Source organism: Methylobacterium sp. OAE515 (assembly GCF_041806315.1).
In the GTDB taxonomy this organism is placed as follows: domain Bacteria; phylum Pseudomonadota; class Alphaproteobacteria; order Rhizobiales; family Beijerinckiaceae; genus Methylobacterium; species Methylobacterium tardum.
Genome location: NZ_JBGMUV010000001.1, coordinates 5,933,623 through 5,951,609 on the forward strand (window position 1 = coordinate 5,933,623; position 17,987 = coordinate 5,951,609).

Here is a 17,987-nt window from a genome sequence, read left to right on the forward strand (position 1 = left end):
CCTGAATGCCTGCCAGTCATTCCGGGGCCGCGCAGCGGAGCCCGGAATCCAGACACGCAGGTCGATCAGGATCAGGGGCGTCGGCGGCTCTGGATTGCCCGCCTCCCGGCGTGCCGCTCCGGGTCCGGGCTCGCCAACGGTGCCCCGGAAAAACGAGTCGGCTTAGCTTACAAAAGGCTCAGTGACAGCGCCGGCCGCCTCACACCGCCTTCTGCTTGAGCTCCCGCTCCAGCTCGTGCGCGTTGAGACCCGGCACGATCACCGGCGGCTCCGGCACGGCGGACGCCTTCGATTCGTGGGCGGCCGAGCCGATCGCGGCGGCCAGCCGAGACCGCTCGAAGGCGATCACGACCGCCACCGAGACGAGGGCGGGAATCCAGAAATAGAAGATCCGGAAGATGATCACCGCCGCGATGATCGCGTCCTTCTGGGCCTCGTCGGTGATGTGCATCGCGGTGATGAACACGATCTCGAACACGCCGAGGCCGCCCGGGGCGTGCGAGGCCAGCGCGACCGAGAACGAGGCGAGGAAGATCGCCAGGACCGGGATGAAGCCCGGGTTCATCGCCTCCGGCAGGGCGAAGTAGATGATGCCGGCGGCGCCCAGCAGTTCCAGAGGCGCAGCCAGAAGCTGACGGCCCATGATGGCCGGCCGGGGATACTCGAGCTTGAACGAGCGGATGTGCAGCGGACGCAGATGCAGGATCGAGCCGACCACGTAGAGGCCGACGAAGCCCAGCATGCCGATGCCGACGATCAGCGCGGTCTTGGGATCGGTCAGGAAGCCCGGCAGCCGGCCTTCGAGGCGGGTCAGCAGGTGCGGATCGACCACCAGCGTGAAGCCGCCGAGCAGGATCGTGCCGAGAAAGAAGGTGAACGAGCAGAGGGCCACCAGCACGGCCACCTGCGCGGCCGTCAATCCTTTGGCGGTGTAGGCCCGATAGCGCACCAGGGCGCCGGAGAAGACCGAGGCGCCGATATTGTGCGAGAGCGCGTAGGTGGTGAAGGAGCAGAGCGAGACGAACAGCCACGAGATGTGGCGGATGCCCAGATGCAGCAGGGCGATCCGGTCGTACCAGGCGAGCGCCCCGTAGGCGACCAGGGTCGAGAACGCCGCAAGCAGGATCCGGTGCGGCGGGATCGCCAGGATTGCGGCCCAGATCGCGGACAGCGAGGTCGTCTTGAGTTCCTGGTAGAGGAAGTAGCCCGACACGACGACGGCCGCGAGGCCGATCAAAGGCCAGATGAACTCGCTGATCTTCTTCATGAACACCGACGCCCCGGGGAAGAGCCCCCTGATGCGCCGGCACGCGACGCGCTGCAAGCGGCCTGAATACCACCCCGATCCCCCTTGTCAGGTGATCGTGACGGTTTCGTGCCGCGCGGCGCTCAAGCCGGGCGGCCCGATCGCCGCGCGGCCGGTCTCCCGGCGTCAGCCCCGGGCGCGATTGAGGCCGATGCCGTCCATCGCGGCCTGATCCCGGGCCGATTCGGCGGCCCGCTCGGCCGTCCGCTCGCGGTCGTTCAGGATCTCGACCTTCTTCAGTTCCTCGAAGGCCTCGCCCAGCTCCGCCTTCGCCTCGGCGAGCTGGCCCTCCAGCGCCTGCGCCGACTGGAGCATGTTCTCCCGCCGGGTGGCCGCCGCGCGGGCGTAGGTCGGGTAGGCGAAATGACCGACGTCGGTGATGCCGGCGCGCGCCTCCTCGACGGCGACCTCGCGGGCGAGCTCCACCGCCATGCGCTGGAAGTCGGCCATCATCATCTCGATCTGGGTCACGCGCCGGCGCTTCTCGTCGACCTGGAAGCGGCGCAGGCGTATCAGCGTGTCACGCGATTTCATCAGGACGCTCACTCCACGCAACGCTTGAGCCCGCGCCTCGGATCATGCCCGGGCCGTGCCCTTAGGCCCCGCCGACAATCTGGCCGAGCCGTGCGTAACCATCGCCGATGGACGTTGCTTCTTCCTTACCCTGCCCCAGAAAAGCCTCAAGCTGGGGCATGAGCGCCACGGCCTCGTCGACCTCCTGGGACGAGCCCGCCCGGTAGGCGCCCAGCCGGATCAGCTCCTCCATGTCGGCGTAGGTCGAGAGAACCCGCCGGGCCCGGCGGACCACCGGCAGGTAGGCCGGATCGCAGGAGCGGGGCATGGTCCGGGACACCGAGCGCAGCACGTTGATCGCCGGATAGCGCCCGCGCTCCGCGATAGCCCGCTCCATGACGATGTGGCCGTCGAGAATGCCGCGCACCGCGTCGGCCACCGGCTCGTTGTGGTCGTCGCCCTCGACCAGCACGGTGAACAGGGCCGAGATCGTCCCCTGCCCCACGCCCGGCCCCGCGCGCTCCAGCAGGCGCGGCAGCTCGGAGAACACGGTCGGGGTGTAGCCCTTGGCGGTCGGCGGCTCGCCTGCGGCGAGGCCGATGTCGCGCTGGGCCATGGCGAAGCGCGTGATCGAATCGATCATGCACAGCACCTTCGCGCCCTGGTCGCGGAAATGCTCGGCGACCGACAGGGTCACGTAGGCGGCGTTGCGGCGCATGAGCGCCGGCTCGTCCGAGGTCGCCACCACGACCACGGAGCGGGCGAGCCCGGCGGCGCCGAGGTCGTCCTGCAGGAATTCCTGGACCTCGCGGCCGCGCTCGCCCACGAGCCCGATCACCGCCACGTCGGCCGCCGTGTACCGGGCCAGCATGGAGAGCAGCACCGACTTTCCGACGCCCGAGCCCGCGAAGATCCCCATCCGCTGGCCGGCGCACATGGTCAGGAAGGTGTTGATGCACCGGACACCGAGATCGAGCGGGCCGCCGACCCGGGTCCGGGCATGGGCGGGCGGCGGATCGGCCCGGAGCGAATAGACATCCGGCCCCTGCGGCAGCGGCCCGAGCCCGTCGACCGGACGGCCCAGGGCGTCGACCACCCGTCCCAGCCAGCCGGCGGACGGACGGATCGCGCCGGCTGATTCATCGCGCACGTAGGCCGGGCAGCCGCGCCGCACGCCGTCCAGGGACCCGAACGGCATGGCCAGCGCCCGGTCCCCCTGGAAGCCGATGATCTCGCACGGCACCAGCCCGAGGCCGTTCGCACCCTCGACGTCGATCCGTCCGCCCAGCCGCATCGCCGCCACGGGGCCGGCGACCTCCACCAGCAGGCCGCGGATCGCCACGACACGGCCGAACGTCTCGAGCACCTCGACGCGCTCCAGGGCCGCCCGCGCGGCGGCGAGGGACGCAATGGATCTTGCCGAATCCTGTGTCATCGGCCTCGCTCTCAACGCTTCGTTTACCGGCCTCCTTAACACTGCGCTTCACGGGCTCGTAGCGGCTCGATCCGGGGCTCGACGACAGCCGAGCTCAACGAAACCGTGCGCTGTGTCCGAAGGACCACAGCGGGGATCGAATCGTTACGGAACAAGTACTTACGCCGGAGGTTGCAGGCGGCCTGGACGCGAGCGGATTGGAATCACGAGCCGGAGCAGGAGGGGAGAAACGCAGTTTCTCCTGTCAAGCTCGCGGAAGTGCGAACAAGACGCTTGCGGGTGGGAATCAGGTTTTGTTAACGATTAATCCATAGCGTTCCACGTCAAGAGCGGCGGAGCGCCCGTCCACAGGCCGGTGGCGGGCGAGCGATAGGGACGTGTCTGCGCGCTGATGCGGCCGGCGGGGCTGGGGACCGACGATGCGGGTACTTTTGATCGAGGACGACAGCGCGACCGCGCAGAGCATCGAGCTGATGCTCAAGTCCGAGAACTTCAACACCTACACCACCGACCTCGGGGAAGAGGGTGTCGATCTCGGTAAGCTCTACGATTACGACATCATCCTCCTCGATCTGAACCTGCCCGACATGTCGGGCTACGAGGTGCTGCGCTCGCTGCGCGTGGCCAAGGTGAAAACCCCGATCCTGATCCTGTCCGGCATGGCCGGCATCGAGGACAAGGTGAAGGGCCTCGGCTTCGGTGCCGACGACTACCTGACCAAGCCGTTCCACAAGGACGAGCTGGTGGCGCGGATCCACGCCATCGTGCGCCGCTCGAAGGGCCACGCCCAGTCGGTGATCACCACCGGCGACCTGATCGTGAACCTCGACCAGAAGACCGTCGAGGTCGGCGGCGCCCGGGTGCACCTCACGGGCAAGGAGTACCAGATGCTGGAACTCCTCTCGCTGCGGAAGGGCACGACGCTCACCAAGGAGATGTTCCTCAACCATCTCTACGGCGGCATGGACGAGCCCGAGCTGAAGATCATCGACGTGTTCATCTGCAAGCTGCGCAAGAAGCTGGCGAATGCCAGTCAGGGCAAGAACTACATCGAGACCGTCTGGGGCCGCGGCTACGTGCTGCGCGAGCCGATGGACGGCGAGGAGCGGATGGCGGTCTGATCCGCCCTCCAGTTCCGGTTCTGAAAAACCCCGTGCGGCCCGGCCGCGCGGGGTTTTCGCGTTTCCGGGGGCGCGCCCGTCAGCGCGCGATGCGGCGTATCCCGACAGATCCCCTCATCCTGAAGTGCGAGCGCAGCGAGCCTCGAAGGAGGGCTCCAGCCAGCCGCGCGATCCCTGGAGGTCTCCTTCGAGGTCTCCGCTGCGCTCCGGCACCTCAGGATGAGGGGATCGTTTGGAACGGCCGAAGCTTCACCGCTGGCTGGAAAAGACCTGCGCCGCGGGGGCGATCACCACGTAGGCGCCGCAGGGCGCCGCCCGGCTGATCACCGCGCTGGCGACGCCCCAGACATAGGCGCCGCCGCGATCCTGCGCGACGACCGGACCGCCGGAATCGCCGAAGCAGATCCGGGCGCCGTTCGCCCGGGCGATCGTCAGGCCGGTGCTGCTGGCCGCCACCGGCGTCAGCGTCGCGGTGCGCAGCCGCCCGACCATGCGTCCGGACAGCCCGGCCCCGGCGATCCGCAGGCTCTTCGGGACCCGCCGCGGATCGGCGGCCAGGGGCACGGGGCGCCGGCCTTTCACCGGCTCGGACAGGCGCAGCACCGCGAGATCGAGGGAGAGATCCGAGAGGCTGACGCCGGACGCGTCGTTCGGCAGCATCTCGCCCGGATCCGGGCTGTAGCGCGCCGCGACGCGCGCACCGTAGACCGGCCGCGCCGGCTCGGTGCCGCGGAAGAACACCACCAGCGCGCCGAGGGGATCGCCGTTCACGCAATGCGCCGCCGTGAGCACGAGGTCGGGGGCGATCAGGACGCCGGAGCAACGGGTGAGCTGCAGCGCCTCCTCGGGCCGGGTGATCGTGCCGATGGCGACGGTGGCCTGGGCCAGCGCATCGCGGCCCGCGGGCGCGCCGCCATCGATCGCCAGCGCCGGCCCGGCCAGCCCCAAACCGAGCGCCAAGGCCAATAAGGCGCCGGCGCGACGTGCTCCGATGGTCCCGAAGATGCTCACGTGCTGGTCTCTCCCGGCGAACGGCCCCCGCCGTGACAGATGCGCCCCGCGAAGCGTGGCGCAAGCGGGCGCGAGGACGCGGAGACCGTCACGTCCGCGTCATCGAAACCGATCCGGTGCTCAGCGCGCCACCGTCCAGGTGGTCGTGCCATCCTTGTTGTCCTTCACGGCGACGCCCATCGCGGCGAGCGCATCGCGCGCGCGGTCGGAGGCGGCCCAGTCCTTGGCGGCCCGGGCCGCACGGCGCTCGGCGATCAGCGCCTCGACCGCCCCGACGTCGACCCCGGAGGCCGCGACCTGTGCCTGCTCGCGGTCGCTGCGCGTGCGCGTCAGCAAGCCGAGCAGGTTGGCGCCGGCCCGCAGGGCACCGGGCTGCGCCTCGGGACCGCCGCTCAGGCGGTGCAGCTCGTTGATCGCCGCCGGCGTGTTGAGATCGTCGCAGAGCGCCTCGACCACCCCGTCGGGGACGTCGCGCGCGACGGCCGCGTCGCCGGCGGCGTTGTACCAGCGGTCGAGCACGCGGCTCGATTCCTCCAGGCCCCGCAGGGTCCAGTCGATCGGCTGCCGGTACTGCGTCTTGAGCATGGTCAGCCGCACGACCTCGCCCGGCCAGTCCTTGAGCACGTCGCGGATGGTGATGAAGTTGCCGAGCGACTTCGACATCTTCTCGCCCTCCACCTGGAGGAAGCCGTTGTGCAGCCAGACATTGGCCATCACCGGCGTGCCGAAGCAGCAGCGGGACTGCGCCACCTCGTTCTCGTGGTGGGGGAAGATCAGGTCGATGCCGCCCGCGTGGATGTCGAAGGTCCTGCCCAGGTGCTTCGCCGACATGGCCGAGCACTCGATGTGCCAGCCCGGGCGCCCGGGCGCCGCGATGCCGGCGGGCGACGGCCAGGACGGCTCGCCGGGCTTGGCGGGCTTCCACAGCACGAAGTCGAGGGGTGACCGCTTGTAGGGCGCGACCTCGACCCGGGCGCCGGCCTCCATCTCGTCCAGCGGCCGCTTGGACAGGCCGCCGTAATCGGGCATCGACGGCACGTCGAACAGGACATGGTCCGCTGCCACGTAGGCGTGGCCGGACCGGACCAGCGCGTCGATCATCGCCACCATCTCGGCGATGTGGTCGGTGGCCCGGGGCTCGACGAAGCGGGGGCGCTCGCCAGCGACGTTGACGTCGTCGGGCATGAGCACGCCGAGGTCGCGCACATCCGTGTGAAACTGCGCCAGCGTCCCGTCGGTGAGTTCGCGGATGGTGATGCCGCGCTCGGCGGCCCGGGCGTTGATCTTGTCGTCGACGTCCGTGACGTTGCGGGCGTAGGTGACGTGCGCCGGCCCGTAGAGGTGGCGCAGCAGCCGGAACAGCAGGTCGAAGACGATGATCGGCCGGGCGTTGCCGATATGGGCCGCATCGTAGACCGTCGGGCCGCAGGCGTAGATCCGGACATGGTCGGGATCGATCGGCGCGAAGCTCTCCTTGGCGCCGGTCAGCGTGTTGTAGAGCCGCAACATCGGCGCCATGAAACCCATCCCCCTCCCGGCGCCGCGGACGACGTCCGGCTTGGCGCCGTGGCCGGAAAACCGGCCCTGCCTTCAACAACCTGCGGGCCCCGCGCGGCGAAGAACGGCCGAAACGTGGCACCGCCTCCGGTCCCGGCCCAGCATCCTGTTGCATTGCCGCGACGGCGCGGCCCGCCCGATGGGGCTAACCCAAAAGCGTGAGGAATTCGAGAAGGTCTTCGCGCCGCCCGGGTAAGGCTTCCTTAACCGCGCCGTCGGACCGTTCGGACAGCGATCCTCACGCCACAGATCCTGTGCTTAGGGACATTTCATGCCACGCTCGGCCGCCGGTTATTTCGTCCTCGCCACCGCACTCGCCTGCGCGGGCCTGACGCATGTCGCGCTGGCCGGCACGGACGGCGAGACGCCCGCGAAGGCGCCGGCCCATGTCGAGAAGACCTTCCTGATCCCGTCGAGCGACGGCTACGGCGTCGGCGAATGCCTGACGACGCCCGGCAGCGACTGCGGCCAGGTCGTGGCCAACGCGTGGTGCGAGGCCCAGGGCTACGCGGCCGCCAATTCCTACGGCGTCGCCGCCGCCGACGAGTATACCGGCGCCATCAGCCAGGCTGTCCCGACCCCGTCCGAGCGCCCGATCCGCATCACCTGCCAGGACTGAGCCTGGCAGGGCTGAGCCCGCCAGGATCCCGAGCGCCGGGCGCGCCCTATTTCACGGCGTCCGCGCATTTCGGCGCCGGCTCCGTGCCCCAGGGGGCCAGCGGCACCGCCGAGGTGGAGTTCTTCGGCGAGCCCTGAATGACCTTGTCCGAGTAGACCATGTAGATCAGCGCGTTGCGCTTCACGTCGCAGCCGCGCACGATCTGCATCGACTTGAAGATCAGCGAGCGGCGCTCGCTGAACACCACCTCGCCCTGGTTGAGCTTGCCCTTGAAGGCGATCGGCCCGGTCTGGCGGCAGGCCAGCGAGATGTCCGACACGTCCTCGGCAAGCCCCAGCGTGCCCTTGATCCCGCCCTTCTCGGGCTGGGTATACCAGCATGCCACCCCCGCGACCGCCGGATCATCGACTCCGTAAACGACCAGCTTGTCGTTGGGCGTCAGCGGGCGCCAGACGGTCGACTTGTCGAAGATCCGGTCCGGCTCCTGGGCCGCCGCGGGTCCGGCCGCAGCCAGACCGAGCGCCACGAGGCCAACATAGGTGAGACTCTGAAACCACATCGCCGGCCAATTCCCCCTCAAGCTTGCCGGCGGGATGTAGGAGGGGTGTCGTGGTCTTGCGAGGGGGCATAGAATGGCTCCGCTTCGGCCCCGAAGCGCGGATGCGCGCACGCCTAGAATTTTTCGGAGCGCCGCGCACCCGATCAACGCGATGCTGCCAATGCCTCACCGTCCGATCGTCCGTTCGCTCGGCCGCCTCATCCTGAGCGCGGCCCTCGCCCTCGGACTGTCCAGCACGCTCCTGCAGACCGCCGGCGCGCAGGAAGGCCCAGCCGCGGCGCCCGCCGCCGAGGTGAAGCCTGCGCCGCAGCTGCCGTCGCCCCAGTGCCGCCGCTACCGGGCCGAGCTCGCCGCGCTCCAGAGCGGCGCCAGCACGACGCGCGCGCTCAACGACGAGATCGGCCGGCTCGAGGCCTATTTCCGCGGCCTCAACTGCGAGGGCGGCAAGTTCCTGTTCTTCGATACCCGGCCGCCGCAATGCGGGGCCGTGGAGCAGCGCATCCGCGCCCTGAAGGCCACTTATGGCGGCGCGGTGATGGACGACAGCGGCATCCGCCGGCGCGAGCTGCAGGGGCTCGTGGCCTCCACCTGCCCGGCGCGGGAGACCTATGCCGGCACGGGCGAATCCTACGCCAAGGGCGGTCCGCAGATGGTCTGCGTGCGGACCTGCGACGGCGGCTTCTTCCCCATGAAGAACCTGCCCGAGGGGCGCGGCGGTGCCGACGAGATGTGCCAGGCGCTCTGCCCCGGGACCGAGGCGCAGGCCTATTCCATGCCGTACGGCGACGAGGCCCTGAAGCACGCCGCCTCGGTGAAGGGCAGCCGCGCCTACGCGAGCCTCGCCAACGCCTTCAAGTTCCGCAAGGAATTCGTCCCGAACTGCTCCTGCAAGCCTGCCAATCAGACCTGGGCGCAGTCGCTGGTCAAAGCCGAGAGCATGCTGGTCCGGCACAAGGGCGACATCTTCGTGACGCCGATGCAGGCCGAGGCGCTGTCCCGGCCGAAGGTCCGCCTGACCCTGGTCGGCCGGGCCGACCGGACCGCGGCGGAGCTCGCCGCCGACGCCGCCGGCCGCGCGGGAGTCGACACGAAGGCCGGCCTGACACCGGACGATGCCGGGAAGGGCGAGGCGGCGAAAGTCGAGGCGGCCAAGACCGATCACGTTGCCGTGCGCATCATCGCGCCGGACGTCGTCGCGGTGCCGCAGCGCCTCACGCCCTGAGGCCGCCCCCGCGGGTCCGCGGGGGAACCAAACGGCGTGTCCGGGGTTCGGCTCGTCCTGAACCGACTTGGGACCGCGATGCGCCTGCTCCGCCTGATCCTCCTCACCGGCACGGTGCTGCCGGGCCTCTCGCTCGTGCAGCCCGTCGGCGCGTCGCCGGACCGGATTAACCTGGCGCAGGGCGGACCGGAGGAGCGCGGCCCCCACGGCGGCGGCGGCGAGCCCCCGCATGGCGGCCCGCGCCCGGAGCGTCCGCCGCAGGAGCGCCCCGGCCCGCAGCCGGGCCCGCCGGCCGCACGCGAGCGGCCCGAGCCGCGGCCGGAGCGCGCCGCACCGCCTCCGCCGCCCCGCGAACGACCCGAACCGCCCGCCCAGCGCCAGCCGCAGGCTGAGCCGCCGCAGCGGGAGCGCGCGCCCGAGCGCCGCCCGGAGCCCCCGGCCGCGCGTCCCCCGGCCCAGGAGCGGCCGGACCGCCCGCAGGAGCGGCAACAGGACCGGCGGGACCGGCAGCCGGATCGTCAGGACCGGGATCCCCAGGACCGTCCGGCACCGGGACGGCCCGGATCCGAGCGGCAGCAGGCACCGGAGCGGGATCAGGCCCCCGCCCCCCCGCCGCGCTCCAATCCCGAGCGGCCGCCGGCGCCGCCGCAGCAGCGCCCGGCACCGGATCGGGATCGCCCGGGTCCGGACACCCAGCCGAACCGTCCCGCGCAACGCGATGCCGCTCCGGACCGGACCACGCCGGACCGCGGGCCGCCCGGCCAGCGCCCCGGTGGACCGGGTACGCCCGGCGACCGCCCACAGACGCCCGACGCGGCGCCGGGCGGTCAAGGCCGGCCGGTCCAGCGTCCGGACACACAGCCCGAGAACCGCCAGTTTCAGAACCGCCCGCAGCCGAGCGCCGGCTCCGGTGCCGAGCCCGGACGACCCGTGCCGCCCAACATGGCGCCGGGGGTTCCGGGCCGGCCGGTCCAGCCGCAGAATGTGCAGCCCGACGGGCGGCCGCAGGTCCCGCAGAACGGGGCCCCCGGCGCCGAGCCCGGGCGGCCGCTCCCGCCCAACATGGCACCCGGCGTCCCGGGGCGGCCGTTCGTGCCGCCGGGTCAGGCGCCTACCCCCGGTCAGGCTCCGCCGCCCGGCGGCGTGCAGCCGGGACAGCCGCCGGCGGGCGGCCCCGGCGCCTTCAACCGCCCGGGCCAGCCGGGCTATGTCCCCGGCGGCTTCCGCCAGAACGACAATGTGCGCGACTTCGAGCAGGTCCGCACCGACCGCCGCGAGTTCCGGGAGGACGGCCGCACCTACTACCGCGAGCCCGGCCGGATCATCGTGCAGGATCGCGACAGCTACCTGATCCGCCACGACGAGAACGAGCGCTTCCGCGATCTCGACCCGCGCGGCTACCGGTTCGAGCGGCGGGGCGCCGACTTCTACAGCACCGTCGACCGGCCCGGCGGCGAGCAGATCATCACCGTGACGGACGACGACGGGCGGCTGCTGCGCCGCTACCGCCGCTATCGCGACGGCCGCGAGATCGTGCTGATCGACAACAGCTATGCCGGGCCGCTCCGTCCGGTCTACGAGGACGTGGTGGTTCTGCCGCCGCCGGACATCCGGATCCCGCGGGAGCGCTACATCGTCGATTACGCGCAGGCCGACGAGGCGGAGGTCTACGAGGCGCTGACGGCGCCCCCGGTCGTCGCCGTCGACCGCCGCTACACCCTCGACCAGATCCGCTACAGTCCGGACCTCCGGGCCCGGCTGCGCGCGGTCGACATCAACACCATCACCTTCGACACCGGGTCGTTCACCGTCACGCCGGATCAAGCCGCCAAGCTGTCGGCAATCGCCGCCGCAATGAACCGCGCCATCCAGGCGAACCCGCAGGAGGTCTTCCTCATTGAGGGCTTCACCGATGCGGTCGGCTCCGCCATCGACAATCTGTCCCTGTCGGACCGGCGCGCCCAATCGGTGGCCACCGTGCTCACGCAGCAATTCCGGGTGCCGCCCGAGAACCTGACCACCCAGGGCTACGGCGAGCAGTACCTCAAGGTGAACACGCAGGGCCCGTCGCGGGAGAACCGCCGCGTCGTGGTTCAGCGGATCACTCCGTTGCTGCAGCAGGGTCAGGGACAGGCGGCGCCGCCTCCGCCGCCGCGCTAAGCCGGTCGCCGCGCAGCCATGCCCTGCGCGGCAGTTGACGGCTCGGCCCTGGCATCTCACCACCGGTTGAGGACAGCGGCGCGGGACGGTGATGGACAGCGAAGCGGACGGGGGACTGATCCGGTCGGGCACACCGGTCTTCCGCCGCACGGCCCTGGCGCTCGCGGCCGCGGGGTTCTCGACCTTCGCAGTGCTCTACGCCGTCCAGCCGCTCCTGCCGATCTACGCCGACGATTTCGGCGTCTCGCCGGCCGAGAGCAGCCTCGCCCTGTCGCTGCCCTGCGCGCTGCTCGCGGTGGCGCTTCTCGTGGTCAGCCCGCTGTCGGAGATCTGGGGCCGCAAGCGCGTGATGCTCGCCTCCCTGTTCGCCTCGGCGCTGCTCACGATCGTGGCCGCGCTGGTCCCGGGCTGGCACGGCTTCCTCGTGCTCCGCGCGCTCACCGGCCTCACGGCGAGCGGGCTCCCGGCCGTCGCCATGGCCTATCTCGCCGAGGAGATGGACGTGCAGGCCATCGGCCTGTCGATGGGCCTCCTCGTCGGCGGGAATGCGCTCGGCGGCATGTCGGGGCGCCTGATCAGCGGCGTCATGGCCGACCACATGAACTGGCGCATCGGTCTCGCCACGATCGGAGCGCTCGCGCTCGGGGCGGCCCTGGCGTTCTGGCGCTGGCTGCCGCCCTCGCGCCGCTTCGTGCCGCGCCGCCTGGCGTGGCGCGAGGTCCCGGGCACGTTCGGCCACCATTTCCGCGATGCCGGCCTGCCGTGGCTGTTCGCCGAGGCGTTCCTGCTGATGGGCGGCTTCGTCTGCATCTACAACTACATCGGCTTCCGCCTGCTCGATCCGCCGTTCTCGCTGAGCCAGACGGTGATCGGGCTGATCTTCTCGGTCTATGTCGCCGGGATGGTGAGCAGCCCGGTGACGGGGGAGCTCGCGAGCCGCTTCGGCCGGCGGCGCGTCCTGTGGGTCGCCACGGCGATCGGCCTGGCCGGCATCCTGATGACCCTGTCGGACCACATCCTGCTGATCATCGCGGGCGTCGTGGTGGCGACGGTGGGTTTCTTCGGCGCGCACTCGGTGGCCAGCAGCTGGGTCGGCCGGCGCGCGCTGCGCGACCGGGCGCAGGCCTCCTCGGTCTATCTCGGCCTGTACTATCTGGGCTCGTCGGTGCTCGGCACGGCGGGCGGCTGGTTCTTCGCCCATTCCGGATGGAACGGCGTGGTGCTGTTCGTCGGCGGCCTGTACGGTCTGGCGCTTATCATCGCTCTGCGGCTGTCGCGCCTCGCGCCGCTGGCGGCCTGAGCGGGAGGTAACCTCATGAACGCGCGCAGCCATGTCAGCCACGTCGTCGACCAGTTCGGCAGCCAGGCCGCGGCCTACGTGACCAGTGCCGTGCATGCCGCGGGTGCCGATCTCGACCGGATCGGTGCGCTGGTCCGCGGGATGCCGGGCGCGCGGGTGCTCGATCTCGGTTGCGGCGGCGGTCACGTCGCCTTCGCGGCCGCCGCGGCCGGCGCCGCGGTCACCGCCTACGACCTCTCGGACGCCATGCTGGCGGCGGTGGCCGCCGAGGCGGCCCGGCGCGGCCTGGAGCGCATCGAGACCCGGCAGGGTGCCGCCGAGACCCTGCCCTTTCCGGAGGCGAACTTCGACGCGGTGCTGACCCGCTACAGCGCCCATCACTGGCGCGACGTCCCAGCCGCCCTGGCGCAGGCGCGGCGGGTGCTGAAGCCGGGCGGGCTGCTGGTCGTCTGCGATATCGTCTCGCCCGAGGAGCCGCTCCTCGACACGCATCTGCAGGCGGTGGAACTCCTGCGCGATCCCTCGCATGTGCGCGACTACCGGGTCTCGGAATGGCGCGCGATGCTGGAGGCGGCAGGCTTCGCTCCCGGCCAGCCCTTGGCGAGCCGGCCGCGCATGGAGTTCGCGAGCTGGATCGCCCGGATGCGCACGCCGCCGGCCAACGTTGCGGCGATCCGGGCGCTGCAGGCCTCGGCCCCCGAGGAGGTGGCGGCCCATTTCGCGATCGAGCCCGATGGCAGCTTCCTGCTCGACTCCGTGCTGATCGAGGCCCGCCCGTACGGCGAGGCTCCGTAATCGGGGATCGACCCTTGGCCTCATCGCCGTTCAAGCGTTCCGAAACCGGCCCACCGATATCCGCCGTCATCCCGGGGCCGCGCAGCGGAGCCCGGGATCCAGACCCACCGTCGCGCACGGTTCTGCACTGACGTGCATCTGGATTCCGGGCTCGCCTGCGGCGCCTCGGAATGACGGGGAGTCGATGACGGACTTGCCACGCCGGATCGGTCTCGACGGCACAATCGATGCGTAGGCCGGATGAGGCTTGGCCGTTGAAGCGTCTACACCCTGCACCCATCTTGGATGCCCGCGCCACCAGAGGAAGCCGGTCCCGCTCGCCGGGCACGCGGCTCAATGATCCGGCCTGATCGAGCTTTTCGTCGTCGTCCTGCTGATCGCGCTGAACGGCGTCTTCTCCCTCTCGGAGCTGGCCGTCGTCTCGGCGCGCAAGAGCCGGCTACGCGCCCTCGCGGCCGACCGCCGCCCCGGCGCCAAGGCGGCGCTCGCGCTCGCCGAGGAGCCGGGCCGCTTCCTGTCCACCGTGCAGATCGGCATCACGCTGATCGGCATCCTGTCGGGCGTGGTGTCGGGCGCAGCGCTCGGCGACCGGCTCGCGGTGACGCTGATCGATCTCGGCCTGCCGAAGGCCTGGGCCGACACGCTCGGCTACACGCTGGTGATCGGCGTGATCACCTACCTGTCGGTGATCATCGGCGAGCTGGTGCCCAAGCACCTCGCCCTGCGCAACCCGGAGCGGATCGCCTGCGCGGTGGCGCCCGGCATGCGCGTGGTCTCCCGAGCGGCCCTGCCGGCCGTCTGGCTCCTCGATGCCTCGACTCGGGCGGTGTTCCGCCTGATTGGCCAGGAGACCGAGAGCGCCAGCGCGGTGACCGAGGAGGAGATCCGCAGCCTCGTGGCGGAGGCGGAGACGGCCGGCGTCATCGAGGGCGACGAGCGCGCGATGATCTCCGGCGTGCTCCGCCTCGGCGACCGGCTGGTGCGCGGCGTCATGACCCCGCGCACCGACGTGGTCTGGATTGACCTCACCGACAATCCCGACAGCGTCCGGGCGCAGATCCTGGCGAGCCCCCACGCTCGCCTGCCCGTGGCCGATGGCGGTCCCGACGCGATGATCGGGATCCTGCAGGTGCGCGACCTGCTCGGCCCCGTGTCGCGCGGCGAGCCCCTCGATCCGCGCGCCCATGTCCGCCCGGCCCCGGTCCTGCCCGACACCCTCGATGCCCTCGACGCCCTCGAGACCCTGCGCAAGGCGCCCGTGCCGATCGCGCTGGTTCACGACGAGTACGGGCATTTCGATGGGCTCGTGACGCCCGCCGACATCCTCGACGCGATCGCGGGGGCATTCCGGTCGGAGAATGTCGAGCCGGATGCGGTGCGCCGATCCGACGGCTCCTGGCTGATCGCCGGCTCGATGCCGGCCGACGAACTGGCCGACCAGCTCGGCCTGCGGCTGCCGCCGTCCCGCGACTACGCGACGGCGGCGGGCCTCGTGATCGCGGCGCTCCAGCACCTGCCGGAGACCGGGGAGATCTGCGAGATCGCCGGCTGGCGCTTCGAGGTGGTGGATCTCGACGGGCGCCGCGTCGACAAGCTGCTGGCGACCCGGCTGGAAGAGGTCGAGGCGGAGTAGCTCAGGCGGTCTCGCCGGCAAGCCGCCGCGCGGCGCGGTCGCGCCCGATCAGCGGCAGCAGGCCCGACAAGTCCGGCCCGTGCTCGAGCCCGGTCAGCGCGAGGCGCAGTGGCATGAACAGGCCCCGACCCTTGGCGCCGGTGCGCGCCTTGATCTCGGCCGTCCAGGCCTTCCAGGTCTCAGGCCCGAAGGGCTCCGGCGGCAGGCTGTCCCGGGCCGCCGCGATCACCGCCGGCTCGGTGATCACCGGCTCCAGCGGCCCGGTCGTCACCCGCCACCACGCGGCCGCCTCCGGAACCCGGTCGAGATTGGCCCGGACCGCGAGCCAGAACGCCTCGGCGCCGTCGGCGGGGATCCCGAGAGCGGCCAGCCTGTCGGCGACCTCGGCATACGGCATGGCGTGGACGAGGCGGGCGTTGAGGCCGTCGAGTTCCGACGGATCGAACCGAGCCGGCGCCCGCGAGATCTCGCCGAGATCGATCAGCCCGGCGAGCGTGTCGAGGTCGGGCACGGCCCGCACCGATTCGGCCGAGCCGGTGAGCACGGCGAGCGAGCGTACCGCGGCGGGCTCGTAGCCGGCCTCGCGCAGGCCGCGCAGCGACAGGTGGCCGAGCCGCTTCGACAGCCCCTCCCCGTCCGCGGTCGTCAGCAGGTTGTGGTGGCCGAAGACCGGCACGGCGGCGCCGAGCGCCTCGAAGATCTGCACCTGAACGCCAGTATTGGTGACGTGGTCCTCGCCGCGGATCACGTGGGTTATGCCGAGATCGGCGTCGTCCACCACCGAGGGGAGCGTGTAGAGGTAGGTGCCGTCGGCCCGGATCAGCACAGGGTCGGAGAGCGACGCGCAATCGACATGGGCCGGGCCGCGGACGAGGTCGTCCCACGCCACCGTCCGGGCCTCCAGCAGGAAGCGCCAATGCGGCCGGCGGCCCTCGGCCTCCAGGGCAGCGCGCTCCTCGGCGGTGAGCCGAAGCGCCGCCCGGTCGTAGATCGGCGGCTGGCCGCGCCCGAGCTGGCGCTTGCGGCGGCGCTCCAGCTCCTCCTGCGTCTCGTAACAGGGATAGAGCCGGCCCGCCGCACGCAGACGATCGGCGGCGGCATCGTGCTGAGCCGTGCGCGCGCTCTGGCGGGCGAACAGGTCGGGCACGATACCGAGCCAGGCCAGATCCTCCTCGATCGCCGCGGCGAACACCTCGGTGGAGCGCTCCGCGTCGGTGTCGTCGAGGCGCAGCAGGAACCGGCCGCCGGTCCTGCGGGCGAACAGGGCGTTGAGCAGGGCCGGCCGGGCGTTGCCGATATGGAGGTAGCCGGTCGGCGACGGCGCGAAGCGGACGAGAGTCATGATCCGCTCTGTAGCCGATCTCGCAGCAAATTGGTGCCTGCGTACGTGACAGCGCCTCCCTGCCCGGACGCGCTACCCAGAGCCGCGAAAACCGGTCAGAACACCGCGCTTGGTGCGGTGCAGGATGTGGCGGCATGGCGACGGACGAGACGGCCGACATCGTGGTGGTCGGCGGCGGGATGGTCGGACTTGCCAGCGCCATCGCGCTGAAGGACCGCGGCCTCGACGTCGTCCTGTGCGATCCGGGCGAGGCCCGGGCCCGGACTTCCTACGGCAATGCCGGCGTGGTCAGCCGCGGCTCCATCCTGCCGATGGCGAGCCCCGCCTTCTGGGGCAAGATCCCGGCCTATCTCCGCAACGCCGACCGCGGCCTGCGTCTCAACCACGCGCATCTCCCGCAGGTCGTCGCCTACGGCGCGCATTTCATGGCCGCCGCACGGGCCGCGCGCTGGCGCCGGGCCGCGGCGGCGCTGCTGCCGCTGACGAGCGCCGCCTACCCGGCGCATGAGCGCCTGGCGGCCCGGGCCGGCACCACCGACCGGCTCCAGCGCACCGGCTGGCTGAAAGCCTACCGCACCGAGGCCGCGTTCGCGTCCGCCGCGCTGGAGCGCGAGATCCTGGCCGAGCACGGCGTCGCCTTCGAGATCCTGGATACGGCAGGCCTGCGCGATCTCGAGCCGGCCCTGGTGCGGTCCTATGCGCGGGCTATGCTGCTCACCGAGACCGGCTCCGTCCGCGAACCGGGCCGCCTCATCGAGGCCTGCGAGACGCTGTTCGCCGGCCTTGGCGGTCGGCGGCTGCGCGGCAGCGTCGGGCGGCTGGCGCCGGAAGCGGGCGGTTGGGCAATCGCCCACGAATCCGGCACGGTGCGGGCCCGGCAGGTCGTGCTGGCGGCCGGCGCCGCGTCGGGCAAGATCGCCGGGACGCTCGGATACCGTTTCGCGGTGGCGGCCGAGCGCGGCTATCACCGCCACTACGCCCTGCACCCCGAGAGCCCGCCCCTGACGCGGCCGGTGCTCGACACGGGCGCCGGCTCCATCCTGTCGCCGATGGGCGACCATCGCGTGCGGGTCTTGTCCGGGGTGGAACTCAACGCCCGCGACGCGGCGCCGGACTACACGCAGATCGAGGCCGCCTCCCAGGAGGCCGCCGGGACGCTGCGGCTCGGAGGCCCGCTCGACAACGAGCCGTGGCTCGGCTCGCGCCCGTCGACGCCCGACGGCCTGCCGGTGATCGGCCGGGCGCCCCGGCACGAGGGGCTGCTGTTCGCCTTCGGCCACGGCCATATCGGGCTCTCGACCGGGCCGATCACCGGCGAGGTCGTCGCCGATCTCGCCACCGGCCGGACTCCGGCCGTTCCGGTCGCCCCCTTCGCGCCCGAGCGGCTGCTGCGCTGGCCGCGCCTGTTCTGAGC

The 17,987-nt window shown here is 71.6% G+C and carries 15 protein-coding genes; 8 read left to right on the forward strand and 7 right to left on the reverse strand.

All coding sequences use genetic code 11. The features are described 5' to 3' along the window. Positions 1–199: 199 nt before the first annotated feature. The 3 genes from ABIE45_RS28935 to fliI form a co-directional block, all read right to left on the reverse strand. The gene (locus tag ABIE45_RS28935; RefSeq protein ID WP_192708054.1) at positions 200–1,267 is read right to left on the reverse strand and encodes a lysylphosphatidylglycerol synthase domain-containing protein; all 1,068 of its coding nucleotides are present in this window, start codon (positions 1,265–1,267) and stop codon (positions 200–202) included. A gap of 165 nt (positions 1,268–1,432) precedes the next feature. After that, positions 1,433–1,840, reverse strand: a complete 408-nt coding sequence (gene fliJ, locus ABIE45_RS28940; RefSeq protein ID WP_192708053.1) for a flagellar export protein FliJ — start codon at positions 1,838–1,840, stop codon at positions 1,433–1,435. 61 nt (positions 1,841–1,901) lie between these two features. Further along, positions 1,902–3,254, reverse strand: a complete 1,353-nt coding sequence (gene fliI, locus ABIE45_RS28945; RefSeq protein ID WP_192708052.1) for a flagellar protein export ATPase FliI — start codon at positions 3,252–3,254, stop codon at positions 1,902–1,904. 419 nt (positions 3,255–3,673) lie between these two features. Here fliI and ctrA point away from each other — a divergent pair, with 419 nt between their 5' ends. Next, entirely contained in the window at positions 3,674–4,375 is a 702-nt protein-coding gene (gene ctrA / locus ABIE45_RS28950) for a response regulator transcription factor CtrA (protein WP_010683835.1), read from the forward strand. Positions 4,376–4,624: 249 nt separating this feature from the next. Here ctrA and ABIE45_RS28955 read toward each other — a convergent pair whose 3' ends face one another. Both ABIE45_RS28955 and cysS read right to left on the reverse strand, forming a co-directional pair. Next, a complete protein-coding gene (locus ABIE45_RS28955; RefSeq protein ID WP_192708051.1) occupies positions 4,625–5,386 on the reverse strand; it encodes a trypsin-like serine protease in 762 nt (253 codons plus the stop codon). 120 nt (positions 5,387–5,506) lie between these two features. Further along, positions 5,507–6,904: a cysteine--tRNA ligase gene (cysS, locus tag ABIE45_RS28960; protein ID WP_192708050.1), complete on the reverse strand. Its 1,398-nt coding sequence runs from the start codon at positions 6,902–6,904 to the stop codon at positions 5,507–5,509. Positions 6,905–7,214: 310 nt separating this feature from the next. Here cysS and ABIE45_RS28965 point away from each other — a divergent pair, with 310 nt between their 5' ends. After that, entirely contained in the window at positions 7,215–7,562 is a 348-nt protein-coding gene (locus ABIE45_RS28965) for a hypothetical protein (protein ID WP_192708049.1), read from the forward strand. Between the two features lie 46 nt (positions 7,563–7,608). On the opposite strand, the gene ABIE45_RS28970 is transcribed toward ABIE45_RS28965, so the two are convergent. Continuing rightward, positions 7,609–8,121, reverse strand: coding sequence for a CreA family protein (locus ABIE45_RS28970; protein WP_192708048.1), 513 nt, complete (start codon positions 8,119–8,121; stop codon positions 7,609–7,611). A 160-nt stretch (positions 8,122–8,281) separates the two neighbouring features. Here ABIE45_RS28970 and ABIE45_RS28975 point away from each other — a divergent pair, with 160 nt between their 5' ends. The 5 genes from ABIE45_RS28975 (at position 8,282) to ABIE45_RS28995 (ending at position 15,231) form a co-directional block, all read left to right on the forward strand. Next, complete coding sequence (locus ABIE45_RS28975) at positions 8,282–9,343, forward strand: DUF2865 domain-containing protein (protein WP_192708047.1); 1,062 nt, start codon at positions 8,282–8,284, stop codon at positions 9,341–9,343. Positions 9,344–9,421: 78 nt separating this feature from the next. Then, the gene (locus tag ABIE45_RS28980; protein ID WP_192708129.1) at positions 9,422–11,503 is read left to right on the forward strand and encodes an OmpA family protein; all 2,082 of its coding nucleotides are present in this window, start codon (positions 9,422–9,424) and stop codon (positions 11,501–11,503) included. 91 nt (positions 11,504–11,594) lie between these two features. Then, the gene (locus tag ABIE45_RS28985) at positions 11,595–12,803 is read left to right on the forward strand and encodes an MFS transporter (RefSeq protein WP_192708046.1); all 1,209 of its coding nucleotides are present in this window, start codon (positions 11,595–11,597) and stop codon (positions 12,801–12,803) included. Between the two features lie 15 nt (positions 12,804–12,818). Beyond that, the gene (locus tag ABIE45_RS28990; RefSeq protein WP_192708045.1) at positions 12,819–13,598 is read left to right on the forward strand and encodes a class I SAM-dependent methyltransferase; all 780 of its coding nucleotides are present in this window, start codon (positions 12,819–12,821) and stop codon (positions 13,596–13,598) included. A 346-nt stretch (positions 13,599–13,944) separates the two neighbouring features. Then, positions 13,945–15,231: a hemolysin family protein gene (locus ABIE45_RS28995; RefSeq protein WP_192708128.1), complete on the forward strand. Its 1,287-nt coding sequence runs from the start codon at positions 13,945–13,947 to the stop codon at positions 15,229–15,231. A 1-nt stretch (position 15,232) separates the two neighbouring features. Here ABIE45_RS28995 and gltX read toward each other — a convergent pair whose 3' ends face one another. Then, positions 15,233–16,573, reverse strand: coding sequence for a glutamate--tRNA ligase (gltX, locus tag ABIE45_RS29000; protein WP_192708044.1), 1,341 nt, complete (start codon positions 16,571–16,573; stop codon positions 15,233–15,235). A 134-nt stretch (positions 16,574–16,707) separates the two neighbouring features. Here gltX and ABIE45_RS29005 point away from each other — a divergent pair, with 134 nt between their 5' ends. Further along, positions 16,708–17,985 carry an FAD-binding oxidoreductase gene (locus tag ABIE45_RS29005; RefSeq protein ID WP_192708043.1) on the forward strand — a complete coding sequence of 426 codons (1,278 nt, stop codon included), beginning with the start codon at positions 16,708–16,710 and terminating at the stop codon, positions 17,983–17,985. Positions 17,986–17,987: the final 2 nt, after the last annotated feature.